Here is a 13112-nt window from a genome sequence, read left to right on the forward strand (position 1 = left end):
ATCAGAACCTTTAAGGCTTAGCCTTCAGCAATATCACAATATTGTTCAAAAAAGTGTATTTAAAGTTGTAGGCTTCCTGATTATATTGTAACCCGTTTATCAGCCAGAATAGGAATTTGAGGTCTTAATGTCGGTGAGCTTTACAAAAAAAGATGTGCCATTCCTGAAATAACTTCCAGTAAGTTGATTAAGGGATATTTTGAAGATAGTGGAGATTTGGTTTATCCATAAAGTAGGATAAACCAAATTCCATTAACCCACCTCATTAGGAATGTTAATTTCCAGATAATTAAAATGAGCACTAAAATCGACAAGACGAGGTTAAATATTTTGTTACTGCTGCTAAGTTGCTTAGAGGCAGTGTAAAAGTTTTTTATACTTTATGTTAGATTATATGAATTATAAGGTATGTGAAGCGATTCGGTCTAAATAATAAGCAAAGGCTTGTTGCAAAGTGAGAATATCAGATGAAGCTTCATAGTGTGATGAAAAATAATTTGCTCCCGCCACTGCAGCATTTTGATAAATAGAGAAGTCACAAGGTTGGTATGAACCCCCATAAGTTGATGGAACATTATTAAATGCTTCTTTGGCCTTGACACTTCCCAATACAGAACTGGCAAGATAGCCAAATGTTGCGTAAATCAATTTGTCATTACTGCCATAACCATAAGTATTTAAATCAGCTAATACATACGAGCCATTATAATCGTAGTCATGGTAATTTTGCACTTTAGCATAGATCTGCTCCAGAACACTTCTGTCCATTTGCCTTAAACCAGGATTAAAATGAAGAATATTATTAACGTCGAAACGATTAGTAGAACAAGTAGTGTAGGAGGCTTGCGGACCTGGAACGTTATACTGAGATGTATCAACTTGTACCCAAAATTCTTCTCTCTCCATAAGTCTTCTATAAGTTGACAATAAAAGCCCATCACAATAATACTCAATCTGTTCTGTAACTCTTAGACCTGTAAGTGTATCGTTATCATGATAAATCTCTACAGTCCACCTTGTTTGATTGGTTTCAGAGCCACTACATGAACCTGACATGACTTTCGTTCTAAAATCTTTTCCTTTAAGTTTTAGCTCTTCTTTTGTGTTTTGCGGCTCTTTTTTACAGGAGATGAAAAATAGAAAGGTAGGAATAGACATAAGGATTCCAATTGATAATAGTTTTTTTAATTTCATATCTTAAGTGTTTTAGGTTTCCCTAATTTATATAAAATCTACTAATAATTTAGGTATTATTGTTCAGAATTCCCTTTAAGATTATTTTTTTAAGCAAAAGGGTAGTTTATAAGGTGTTATCAATTATAATTAGCCACTATTTATTTTGTAATATCTTTGTTGCTTGTTTTTTAAGCGTAAGAATTTCATTTGAAGAGACTTTTATTGGAGTTTCTATAATTTCATTAGCAATATTGATAATTTCTTTTTCCCTGTTGGTCGATAAATAGAATTTCAGTAGATAATGCTTTGGTTTAAACATTCTAGGTAATATGTGGTTTGCCTTTACATAATGTTTTTCAGCTGCGGCCATATTGTTTATATTTTCATAACATTGTGCGAGTAAGAGATTTGCATCTATATCATAATCTTCAATTCCTGATTGTTTTAATAATAGGATACTCTCTTTAAAATTTCCATCTTTAAATTCTTCTGCACCCCAGTCATACAGATATTTATTATCTAGTTTTCGGTATGAATTTAAGAGGTTATTATACATGTTGTTCGCTTCAGTTTTTGGACTGTAATAAGAGATAAAAGATAAGATTGCCCATAAAAAACCTATATAAGTAGGAATATAAAAAAGTGCGCTTATCTTTCTTTTAGAAACCTCATCTTTCGTAAACAAACAAAAGAGAACGATAACGATAACAAATGAATGAAAAGAATGTAGGGTATAAGAGGTTGAAGAGATTATAAAAACAAGGAGGGTAGATGAAATTAACAGCCGATTTTTTGATTTTAGAATAGAATAACAAAGAAACATAAGAAGAAAAATCATTTGTATTCCCCCTTCTATAATAAATTGAAGTAAGTCATTAAAAGCATAATCGTTAATGTCTGCGAGTAAGAATTTAGAATTAAAACTGCTCTCACTTATAATCCTGGATTGAAGTACTGTATATTCTTGTTTGAAATTTCCCAATCCGATTCCAAGTGGGTGTTCTTTAATCAAGCTCAATGCATTCTCCCATATAAATAACCTACCAGTTGCAGAGGCAATTTTATTGCCAATTAAGAAATAGGATAACAAAGCAAAGCCTCCGATTAGAAAAGCAAATAATAAAGCTTTATGCTGTTTATAAATCTCACGGAAGTTTAATTGACATAAAATAAAAATACTTAAACCAATAACACTTGCTCGGGCTTGGTTAACTACACAAATAATAATAATGCAAATAATAATGGCATCTACAGCCCTGTTAAGCCATGTGTTAGTAAGGATGTTCTTTTTAATATGGTATAAGAGAGGAACAAATAAGCAGATGTAATTTGAAAAGTAGGTAGAGTTAAAAGTACCTCCATTTATATTATTTAACCAAGATGTAGATAAGACAGATTTTGCTAAGATGATGGATAGGGCAATGATAAATAGGATAGAGAGTTCCTTTTTAAGTTTTTGTGTAAGATGGTCTAATCCCATTACAACTCTTACTGGCAGGTAAATCAAAAATACATAACCCACATTTTCAATATGGCTTAAATCACTTCTATGGTCATAATTTATAAATGTAATCAATAGAAGGTTGACCGTTATTATGAAAAAAAATATGTCATATTTATTGATCCATATTTCTTTTACATAGAGAAAACAAGCCACAATTGCCATCCAAAAATAGACAATAACTAATGTATTGAACTCTATTTTGTAAGCGTGGTTGATTAAGGGTTGAGCATGTAATATGGTAAATAAAGACACCATAAAAAAAAGTAATAATAATACTTTGGAAGAGAGTGTAGTTTCCGTCATATGGGGCTTGATTGATTTGGGAAGTTTCTTCTAATGAAGCAACTAAAAATTAAATAAATTATGAACTTGAATAACATAGCAATATACTGCTAATAGTAAAACAAAAAAACTAAATTCTACAAAGGAAAAGATATATCTTCTATAATTTAAGATATGCATGGTCCAAGAAAAAATAAATCTTTTGAAAAAAATATAAAGCTCTTAGGGGCTTTTTTAATTTGTAAGCCGTATTTTTACAACAATATGGAAACTCAAAAAACAGATATATTCGATACCGTTGCCCAGCGCCTACAAATTGAAGGTTTTAACATCGTAAACCGCGATGAAACCCGTCCTTGGGGTGGCTTTTTTGTAATTGATGAAGCACAGGCACAACAGTTTGCAGATACTTATTTTGATGGCTTAAATGTTGATAGCCTTAAAATTGGTGGTAAATTGAGTCCGAAAATCTTAATTGTAGCTCCAAATACACGCCTTTCATGGCAGTATCATCATCGTAGGGCCGAGATCTGGCAAGTAGTTACAGGTACTGTGGGTATCAAAACCAGTCCAACCGACGAAGAAGGAGAGGTAAAAGAATACCATCCTACAGATAGGATCAAATTACAACAAGGTGAGCGTCACCGTTTGATCGGTTTGAACGATTGGGGCGTAGTTGCCGAAATCTGGCAACATACCGATGCCGAAAATCCATCAGACGAAAGTGATATCGTTCGTGTACAAGACGACTTTGGAAGATAATCCGCTTTTTACAGTCAGCTATCTATATGCGCAAAACTAGCTACAGTAATTATTTCTACAACAATTGTAGACAGGCTACTGCATGGATTGCTTTAATCAGGTTACCGTATCAACGGATTTACGGACCTTTAGAATCAACAGAAAACTAAACTCGTTCAAAATCCGTTTATACCTTACACAGTCTTTACATGATCATCTTAATATTCTTTTTAGCCCACTGGTTCTTATCGTTATTTAGCCAAACGTTTTTTCTGCACCGTTACTCTTCGCATAAGATGTTTAAGATGGAACCCTTCTGGGAAAAATTCTTCTACCTTGTGCTATTGATTTCGCAGGGCTCTTCTTTTTTAAATCCGAGGGCATACGCCATTTTACACCGGATGCACCATGCTTATAGTGATACGGAGAAAGACCCACATTCGCCACATTTTTTTAAGGATGTGTTTGGGATGATGATTGCTACAAAGAACATGTACATGAACTACCTACACTTTAAAATAGAACCAGAACCTGCATTTAGGGGCAATTATCCTGAGTGGCCAGTAGTAGATCGCATTGGCGATTCGTGGATCCTGGAGAATTGGATGTGGTTTGTTCTACATTGGATTTTACATCATTTTTGCCAACCATTGGTGGATGTTTTTATTGTTGCCGATCCACTTTTTGATGGGACCTTTGCATGGAGCTATTGTAAATTGGTGCGGACATAAATATGGTTATTCCAATCATGATAATGAAGACCATAGCAAAAACTCGCTTCCTTGGGATTTTCTGTTGATGGGCGAATTGTTTCAGAACAACCACCACAAAAAACCAAACAGTCCAAACTTTGCCACCCGTTGGTGGGAGTTTGATCCTACCTATCCAGTAATGAAGGTATTACATTGGATGCGTATCATTAAGATCAGAAAAATCTAAAACCAAAGCTTATGATCACTACCCTAAAAATTGTCTTTTCCGCCCTTTTAATTTGGGTAAACTATGTAGTGGTCAGTACCAGTTTAGAGAGTTCCCTATTTAAGGAATGGGATTTTCTGGGGTCTATCCCCTGGATGAGGGCCACCTTATGGGATTTCTATGCCAATATCTTTATCATCACTTTGTGGATGTTTTATAAAGAAAAATCTGTGTTTCTTAAAATCCTTTGGCTGATTTTATTCGTATGTTTAGGTAGCATTGCAACCTGTTCTTATGTTTTGATCCAACTTTTCAAACTAAAAACAGGCGAAGGTGTTAAAGAATTATTAAGTAAGACATAAGGCGAAAGATTTAAGGTAGAAGGTTCTTGCTTAGTAGTAAATTACTTATGCTTTACCGTATGCCACAAATTAACGCGCTACTGCTCATTACACTACTCTGTCTAGTTGCCTGCTGTACCATTATGTTTTTGGTTTGGCTATGGGCAAAGAAAATCAAAAATGCAGGTGTTGTAGATGTATTCTGGGCACTCAACTTCCCTGTAATTACTCTGATTGTGTTTTTCCTATCTGATGGTTTTGAAACGCGCAAACTATTGATCTGTGGCATGTTCTTGCTGGCAGAAGTAAGGTTGGGTTTGCACCTTTGGCAAAGGGTAATCGGCCATTTGGCTGAAGAGGAAGGCCGTTACCAACAATTGCGTAAAGAATGGGGAGAAAAAGCCGATCGCAATTTTTTCTTCTTTTTTCAATTTCAGGCCATCTCCAATGTGATCCTGGCCATTCCTTTTTTGATCATTACGGCAAACCCTGTTAAAGAACTTGATATTTTAGAATATATTGGTGTGGCCATATGGACAATTGCTTTTTTCGGAGAGATGATTGCCGACCAACAATTGGCAAAGTTTAAAAAAGACCCAAACAATAAAGGCAAGGTCTGTGATAGGGGTCTTTGGTATTACAGCCGCCATCCCAATTATTTTTTTGAGTGGTTAACCTGGATGGGCTATTTTGTTTTTGCATTAGCTTCGCCATGGGGCATATTGGCCATTATCAGTCCCGCGATTATTTTATACCTATTGTTAAAAGTTACCGGAGTACCAAATAACGAAGAACAGAATTTACGCAGCAAACCTATAGCCTATAAAAAATACCAAGAAACAACGAGTGCTTTTTTTCCTTGGATTAAAAAAGATGGATGAAATGAAATGTAAGATGGGAATGGAAAAGGTAAGATGTGCAGAATGCAAAACCCGTCATCATTTCTCGAATCCATTTTCCATCAAAGCTCTTACATCTTCCATCAATTAACCTTTAGCATATGATTCTTACATCTTCCATTAACCCTTTTCCGTTATATGTGGTACGATAAATTTTTAGAAAACGATCAATTGCCAGATACAGTTTTACGTGCTGGTATTAGAAAACTCCTTAAACAGCGCTTAGCCGATGAAACCATTGGTGATGAGGAATTGCAGCAGCGAAAATTCATGAACTTGGTCAATGAATTGAAATCATCGCCGATTGCTGTAAATACCGCCGATGCCAACGAGCAACATTACGAGTTGCCCACCGAATTTTTTCAATACTGCTTAGGCAAAAACTTAAAATACAGCAGTGGGTATTGGAACCCGGGGGTAAAAGATATTGATACCTCTGAAGACGATATGTTGGCGCTGACCTGTAACAGAGCCGAATTGCAGAACGGACAAAATGTGTTGGAACTGGGTTGTGGCTGGGGTTCATTGTCTTTGTATATGTCGGCCAAGTTTCCAGAAAGTACATTTACCGTAGTTTCCAATTCGGCCACGCAGAAAATATTTATCGACAATGCTGCCAAACAACGAGGAATACAAAACCTCACTGTACTTACCGCTGATATGAACACCTTTACCATTGCTGATACTTTTGATCGGGTGGTTTCGGTAGAAATGTTTGAGCACATGCGCAACTATAAATTGTTGCTGGCCAAAGTAGCCTCGTTCTTAAAGCCAGATGGAAAGTTGTTTGTACACATTTTTACACACAAAACTTTAGCCTATAAATATGAAGTGGTAGACGAGAGCGATTGGATGAGCAAATACTTTTTTACAGGTGGATCATGCCTTCTAACCATTTGTTCTTTTACTTTAACGACGACCTGAAGATCAGCGAGCATTGGGTAGTAAACGGAACCAATTATGGTAAAACATCAGAAGCTTGGCTCAGCAATATGGACAGACATAAAAAAGATCATGCCGATTTTAGCCAACACTTATGGCAAAGCCGAGGCCGTAAAATGGTGGGTATATTGGCGTTTGTTTTATATGGCTTGTGCTGAATTGTTCAATTACAATAAAGGAAACGAATGGATGGTTTGCCATTATCTGTTTGAAAAGGTTTAAGGGATAAGGTTTGGCCAACTTGTCTCAAATCTCATATCGCAATACTCATATCTAATTAAGAATGCAGAAACTAGCAATTATCGGTACAGGAATAGCAGGAATGGGCTGTGCACATTTCCTACATCAAAAATATGATATTACCCTTTTTGAAGAGCTTGATTATATAGGCGGACATACCAATACGGTTACCGTAATGGAAAACGGAAAACCTGTTTATATCGATACGGGCTTTATGGTTTTCAATTACCAGACCTACCCACATTTGTGCGAGTTGTTTAAAGAGATTGATGCGCCTGTAAAAAAAACAGACATGTCTTTTAGTGTGCAATACCTACCCAACGGATTGGAATATTCGGGTTCAAGTATGAGGCACCTGTTTGCCCAAAAACGGAATATCTTTAATCCTACTTTTTTAAAGATGCTGTTGCAGATCAATCGTTTTAACAAAGAAAGTGTAAAAATTTTAGATGATTCAAAATACGTAAATCACTCATTGGGGCAATACATTAAAGAGTTTGGCTATAGCGAAGATATGTTATGGAAATACCTGATTCCGATGAGTTCTGCAGTATGGTCTACACCAATGGAACAGATTTTGGATTTTCCAGCAGTATCGCTGATCCGTTTTTTTAAAAACCATGGCTTTTTAGGACTTGATACCCAACACCAGTGGTATACCTTACATCAGGGAAGTCAGGCCTACCGCGAAAAACTGATCGCACCATTTAAAGACAAGATCAAAATAAACAGCAAAGTAATTGCCGTAGAACGATTGCCAAATGGAAAGGTAAAGGTGACCACAATAAATGGAGATCAATTTGAATTTGATAAAGTGGTAATGGCAAGTCATGCAGATCAAACGTATCAACTCATTAAAGATAAAACCATTGATGAAGAAAGATTGTTATCAAAATTTAAGTACCAGCCCAATAAGGCAGTTTTGCATACCGACCAAAAACAAATGCCAAAGAAAAAACTGGCTTGGAGCAGTTGGAACTACCGCGTAGAAAAACAAGGAGATGTTTTGGTGCCGAGTACAATTTATTGGATGAATAAACTGCAGGGGGTATCTGATGAGGTTGATTATTTTGTATCGATCAATCCTTCGACCACATTAGATCAAACTAAAGTGATCAAGGAAATTGCTTACGAACATCCCTTATTTGACGTACCTGCTATGCAGGCCCAAAAGGAGTTGTATTTATTGAACGAAGCCGGTCCGGTTTATTATTGTGGCAGTTATTTTAAATATGGTTTCCACGAAGATGCCTATAAAAGTGCGGTAAAACTTTGTGAAAAACTATGATAATGGAAGATGTAAGAGGGAAAATGGAGGAGGATGGGGGAATAGGTTTTGAGGCTAATGTTTTTTAGCTTGTTATGTTGGTCAGGATTTATAATCTCGATATTTTTTGCTTTGTCATTCTGAACGCAGTGAAGAATCTCTTTCCATAATATAGATTCTTCGTTTCACTCAGAATGACAAAATTATTTAAATTAAATATGTTCAATTCATCCATTTATTCAGCAAAGGTAATGCACCATCGGCTTGCACCTAAAAAGCATGGCTTTTGGTACAATATTTATCTGTTTTATATTGATCTGGATGAAATAGGGCTACTTGATAAAAAACTTCAATGGTTTAGTTATAACCGTTTTAATCTCTTTAATTTTAGAGATAAGGACCATTTGCAACTGCCTAATGAAAACCCCGATCAAAGCAAAAATGTTAAACAAAACATTAGCGATTATCTTAGGTCAAATCAGATAGAGATTGGCCATGGAAAAATCATGTTGTTGACCAATTTATGTGTGTTAGGCTATAACTTCAATCCTGTGTCATTTTATTTCTGCTTTGACAAGACCGGAGGATCCACTTTGTGCAGTAGCAGAAATCAGCAATACTTATCACGAAATGAAGCTTTTCTTTTTTGGTAAAGACGAGCTGACTGGAAATACATTCAGACAAAAAGTAGAAAAGCTTTTTTACGTATCCCCCTTTATTGACCTTGATACCTTTTTTGATTTTAATCTTGTAATTCCGACAGAAAAGCTTGATATTAAGATAGATGATTATGATAAAGAAGGACAGCGATTCTTTATCAGTACGTTGAAGGGCGATAGAAAACCACTGACCAATGGTAATATGTTGCGCTATTTTTTCTCTATTCCACTGATTCCCTTAAGGGTAATGTGGCTGATCCATTGGCAGGCATTTAGGTTATGGATAAAAAAAATAAATTATCACCCAAAAGCTGCAAACCAACACCTACAAAAAGACGTATATAAACCTTATAAACCAAACTAAGATCAACAGATGTCATCACTCTCTATTACCAAACAAAAAAGCGGATTTTATCAGAACATGGTAATTGCCGCGCTTTGTAAAATGAACAAGGGCTTTTTGCAACTCGAACTGCCCAATGGAGAAAATCTCGAGAATCGGCAACCCAGGTTCGGGTCATACGGCACATATCGTTGTTACTGATGCTGCTTTTTTTAAGCGTGTGGTACTTTATGGCGACATTGGTTTTGGCGAGGCCTATGTAGATGGCCTATGGGAAACAGAAAACATCACCAATGTGATCAAATGGATCATCCTCAATATCGAAAATGCACCCTCAGTTTCTGGAAATAAGGTGAAAACCTTAGGATTGAACTTGTGCAAATGGTTCAACAGGATGTACCATAACAATAGATCGAACAGTATTACAGGTTCTCAAAAAAACATCGCTGAGCATTACGACCTGAACAACGATTTCTTTGCTACATTTTTAGTACTTTTCAATGACCTATTCTGCTGCTTATTTTAAAACGCCAGACTTTTCATTGGCCGCTGCACAGGATGAAAAATACCGTAGACTTTGTGAGCAATTACATTTAAAAGCCAGCGACCATGTATTAGAGATTGGCAGTGGTTGGGGAGCCAATGCCATTTTTATGGCCAAAAATTATGGCTGTAAGGTAACATCGGTGACCATCTCTAAAGAACAACAAAAATTGGCGCAACAGCGAGTTGCAGCAGCTGGTTTAACTGACAAAGTAGAGATTGTGATCAAAGATTATAGAGACATCAAAGGGACTTTTGATAAGATTGTTTCGGTAGAGATGTTGGAGGCCGTTGGGCACAATTACTTGGAAACTTATTTTGCTAAATGTAACCAGGTTTTAAAGCCGAATGGAATTTTAGCCTTTCAGGTGATTACAAGTCCAGATAGTAGATACGATAGTTTGCGCAAAGGCGTAGACTGGATCCAGAAACACATCTTTCCTGGTTCATTATTGCCATCTGTTGCGCAGTTGAACAAAGCAATCAACAATTCGGGCGAGCTGACCATGGTAGACCTAAAAGATCTTGGACTAGATTATGCCCGCACCTTAAAATTATGGTTTATAGAATTTAACCATAAAATAAACGAAGTAAAAGCATTGGGTTTCGACGAACGTTTTATCCGCAAGTGGAATTATTACCTCAACTATTGTGAAGCTGCCTTTGCCATGCGCAACATCAATGTAATGCAGATGGTCTATACCAGGCCCAACAATACAGAACGATAAAAAAAGGCCCATGTTTCCATGGGCCTTTTTTTATATTTTGTCATACTGAACGTAATGATTTATCTCAGGCTAGGAGTTCTTAAATGAGATTCCTCGTTCTTCGGAATGACAAAACGTAATCTAATCTCTTCTTCTATTGCCACCACCACTAAACCTGCGGTTGCCACCACCAGCATTAACGCTTCCGGTACTACCGGTATGGTTGGGCTTTCCACCACCATGATGTGGTTTCTTTTTTGCACCACTCAGGTTCGGCTCACGCTCACGAGGTTCACGTTGGTTGCCTTTTTTCTTTCCTTTGCCTTTTGCTTCAGCAGCAGCCGATAGTAGGCTTTGCCAGCTCATGGCATAAGGATGTTCTTCGTTTACTGGGATTTTTAGACCAATCAATTTCTCAATGTCATCCAAAAACTCTTTTTCCTCACCATCACAGAATGAGTAGGCAACACCACTTAAACCTGCCCTACCAGTTCTACCGATTCGGTGTACATAAGTTTCAGGAATATTAGGCAATTCGTAATTGATCACATGTGCCAATTCATCCACGTCAATACCACGGGCTGCAATATCGGTAGCTACCAATACACGAGTGGTTCTGGCTTTAAAATTGGTCAATGCTCTTTGGCGTGCGTTCTGCGATTTGTTTCCATGGATCGCTTCGGCCTTTACATTGATCTTCATCAAGTCTTTCACCACTTTATCGGCACCATGTTTGGTGCGGGTAAATACCAGAACAGTTTCAATCGTTTTGTCTTTTAATAGATGGATCAACAAGTTTTTCTTGTCGTTCTTTTCTACAAAGTAAACCGCTTGTTGTATTTTTTCTGCAGTAGAAGAAACTGGTGTCACTTCAACTTTTACAGGGTTGGTTAAAATGGTACTCGATAGTTTTTGGATTTCTGTTGGCATGGTAGCCGAGAAAAACAAAGTCTGTCTTTTAGCTGGAAGTTTGGCGATGATCTTTTTCACATCGTGGATAAAACCCATGTCTAACATACGGTCGGCCTCATCCAAAACAAAGATCTCGATATCGCGTAGGTTAACAAAACCTTGGTTCATCAAATCCAATAAACGACCTGGTGTAGCCACTAAGATATCAACACCTCTGTGCAGGGCGTCGGTTTGTGCTTTTTGTCCAACACCACCAAAAATTACCAGGTGTTTTAAAGGTAGGTTACGGCCATAGGCCTTGAAACTTTCTTCGATCTGGATGGCCAACTCTCTGGTTGGGGTCAAGATCAATGCTTTAATTGCCCTTGGGCCTTTAATATTTGTATGTGGTTGGTTTAACAATTGCAACATCGGGATCGCAAATGCAGCTGTTTTACCAGTACCTGTCTGGGCACAGCCCAATAGATCGCGTTTTTGTAAAATAGAGGGTATAGATTGCTCTTGTATAGGTGTAGGTTGTGTATAACCTTCGGTTTCAAGCGCCTTTAAAATAGGTGCTATGAGGTTTAATTCTGAAAATAACAAAGTATAATTTTTTAAATGTAAAATTGCGAAGAAGCTAGAACAATCATTGCTGGAAGGACTAACTTGCGAGTTGCTTTAAATGATAAAGAAATTCTGCTTCGCTGCAAAGATACATAAATTATAACGGAAAAGGAAAAGTTCTGTAGTTGGAAGTCTAGAGTAGGGAGTCAGAAGCCCGAAGTTGGGAAGTAGAAGGTTGTGGGTGAACAGTTCTCAGTACCAATGAACTAATGACACTAATGAACCAATGACACCAATGAACCAAGTATACAAATCTATTTTCTACTCGATGTCTCTTTAAATCTTGTAAAAAACAACAGCGCCAATACACACAAGGCAAAACCAACTACACCATTTAAGCGCAGTCCATAATCATTGCCCGGGTCTTTACCATAAACGGTTAACATGGCAAAAATGGCAATCCCTATAGTTTGCCCCAGTTTAACAAAAAGGTATTTTACGGCAAAGAACATCCCTTCGTGGTTTTCTCCAGTTTCTAAGGTGTCTTTCTGTGCGATATCTGCTAGGATGGCATTGGGCAAAATACCTAGTGCGGCCAAAGGAAAAGAAGCAAAGATGACCAAAATGTACATCTGGTTGGTTGGTGTAAAGGGAAGTTTGCCTAAAAAGAAGATCGTCACAAAAATCAAGCTCAATACCCCAAAGGCAAATAACACCAATGCCTTTTTCCCAAACTTTTTTGAGCCATAATTGATAAAAGGATAAAATAGCAAAGAGAGTACAACCATCAGCCCCATAAACTTTCCACCATCAGAATCGGGTAGGCCGAGCAATACGGTTACAAAATAAAGCAGGCCACTACTCATTAAACTTAAGGCGGTGTAATAGGTGAAATCCGAAATAAGGTAATATTTAAAATTGGAGTTTCTAAAGGTGTTTTTAATGGCCGGCAATAGCGGAATATGTGTGGGTTTGCTCTGCACGTATTCTTTCTCGTTGATAAAGATAACGGGAAGCACCATCACAATTCCAGAAAACAAGCTCAGGCCCCAAATGGTATACTGCAATGCATGGAAACGTTCAGTTACATGG

General features: G+C 37.1%; 16 protein-coding genes. 12 read left to right on the forward strand and 4 right to left on the reverse strand.

The annotated features are described in order from the left end of the window. Positions 1-399 precede the first annotated feature (399 nt). Positions 400-1194 carry a hypothetical protein gene (locus ACFJIZ_RS21390; RefSeq protein ID WP_379088868.1) on the reverse strand — a complete coding sequence of 265 codons (795 nt, stop codon included), beginning with the start codon at positions 1192-1194 and terminating at the stop codon, positions 400-402. Between the two features lie 136 nt (positions 1195-1330). Beyond that, entirely contained in the window at positions 1331-2983 is a 1653-nt protein-coding gene (locus tag ACFJIZ_RS21395; protein ID WP_379088870.1) for an O-antigen ligase family protein, read from the reverse strand. A gap of 243 nt (positions 2984-3226) precedes the next feature. Here ACFJIZ_RS21395 and ACFJIZ_RS21400 point away from each other — a divergent pair, with 243 nt between their 5' ends. The 12 genes from ACFJIZ_RS21400 to ACFJIZ_RS21455 all read left to right on the forward strand — a co-directional run bounded on the left by ACFJIZ_RS21400 (position 3227) and on the right by ACFJIZ_RS21455 (position 10583). Next, a complete protein-coding gene (locus ACFJIZ_RS21400; RefSeq protein WP_379088873.1) occupies positions 3227-3724 on the forward strand; it encodes a phosphoheptose isomerase in 498 nt (165 codons plus the stop codon). A 188-nt stretch (positions 3725-3912) separates the two neighbouring features. Further along, positions 3913-4434 carry a hypothetical protein gene (locus tag ACFJIZ_RS21405; protein WP_379088876.1) on the forward strand — a complete coding sequence of 174 codons (522 nt, stop codon included), beginning with the start codon at positions 3913-3915 and terminating at the stop codon, positions 4432-4434. Continuing rightward, the gene (locus tag ACFJIZ_RS21410) at positions 4391-4642 is read left to right on the forward strand and encodes a hypothetical protein (RefSeq protein WP_379088879.1); all 252 of its coding nucleotides are present in this window, start codon (positions 4391-4393) and stop codon (positions 4640-4642) included. The genes ACFJIZ_RS21405 and ACFJIZ_RS21410 overlap by 44 nt, the downstream gene beginning before the upstream one ends. An 11-nt stretch (positions 4643-4653) precedes the next feature. Then, positions 4654-4983 carry a DUF1475 family protein gene (locus ACFJIZ_RS21415; protein WP_379088882.1) on the forward strand — a complete coding sequence of 110 codons (330 nt, stop codon included), beginning with the start codon at positions 4654-4656 and terminating at the stop codon, positions 4981-4983. A gap of 59 nt (positions 4984-5042) precedes the next feature. Beyond that, positions 5043-5843 (forward strand): DUF1295 domain-containing protein, encoded by an 801-nt coding sequence (locus ACFJIZ_RS21420; protein WP_379088885.1) that lies wholly within the window; start codon positions 5043-5045, stop codon positions 5841-5843. Between the two features lie 156 nt (positions 5844-5999). Continuing rightward, complete coding sequence (locus ACFJIZ_RS21425; protein WP_379088888.1) at positions 6000-6785, forward strand: SAM-dependent methyltransferase; 786 nt, start codon at positions 6000-6002, stop codon at positions 6783-6785. After that, positions 6743-6961, forward strand: a complete 219-nt coding sequence (locus ACFJIZ_RS21430; protein ID WP_379088891.1) for a hypothetical protein — start codon at positions 6743-6745, stop codon at positions 6959-6961. The genes ACFJIZ_RS21425 and ACFJIZ_RS21430 overlap by 43 nt, the downstream gene beginning before the upstream one ends. A 125-nt stretch (positions 6962-7086) precedes the next feature. Then, the gene (locus ACFJIZ_RS21435; RefSeq protein ID WP_379088895.1) at positions 7087-8331 is read left to right on the forward strand and encodes an NAD(P)/FAD-dependent oxidoreductase; all 1245 of its coding nucleotides are present in this window, start codon (positions 7087-7089) and stop codon (positions 8329-8331) included. Positions 8332-8561: 230 nt separating this feature from the next. Then, positions 8562-8963: a DUF1365 family protein gene (locus ACFJIZ_RS21440; RefSeq protein WP_379094172.1), complete on the forward strand. Its 402-nt coding sequence runs from the start codon at positions 8562-8564 to the stop codon at positions 8961-8963. Beyond that, complete coding sequence (locus ACFJIZ_RS21445) at positions 8881-9333, forward strand: DUF1365 family protein (RefSeq protein WP_379088898.1); 453 nt, start codon at positions 8881-8883, stop codon at positions 9331-9333. Before ACFJIZ_RS21440 ends, ACFJIZ_RS21445 begins: the two co-directional genes overlap by 83 nt. Before the next feature lie 115 nt (positions 9334-9448). Then, complete coding sequence (locus ACFJIZ_RS21450; RefSeq protein ID WP_379088901.1) at positions 9449-9838, forward strand: hypothetical protein; 390 nt, start codon at positions 9449-9451, stop codon at positions 9836-9838. Continuing rightward, entirely contained in the window at positions 9813-10583 is a 771-nt protein-coding gene (locus ACFJIZ_RS21455; protein WP_379088904.1) for a class I SAM-dependent methyltransferase, read from the forward strand. Before ACFJIZ_RS21450 ends, ACFJIZ_RS21455 begins: the two co-directional genes overlap by 26 nt. Positions 10584-10703: 120 nt before the next feature. Here ACFJIZ_RS21455 and ACFJIZ_RS21460 read toward each other — a convergent pair whose 3' ends face one another. After that, the gene (locus ACFJIZ_RS21460; RefSeq protein ID WP_379088907.1) at positions 10704-12059 is read right to left on the reverse strand and encodes a DEAD/DEAH box helicase; all 1356 of its coding nucleotides are present in this window, start codon (positions 12057-12059) and stop codon (positions 10704-10706) included. Between the two features lie 275 nt (positions 12060-12334). Next, positions 12335-13087, reverse strand: a complete 753-nt coding sequence (locus ACFJIZ_RS21465) for an MFS transporter (protein WP_379088910.1) — start codon at positions 13085-13087, stop codon at positions 12335-12337. Between the last annotated feature and the right edge of the window lie 25 nt (positions 13088-13112).

It is taken from the genome of Pedobacter sp. UC225_65 (assembly GCF_042698365.1).
GTDB lineage: Bacteria > Bacteroidota > Bacteroidia > Sphingobacteriales > Sphingobacteriaceae > Pedobacter.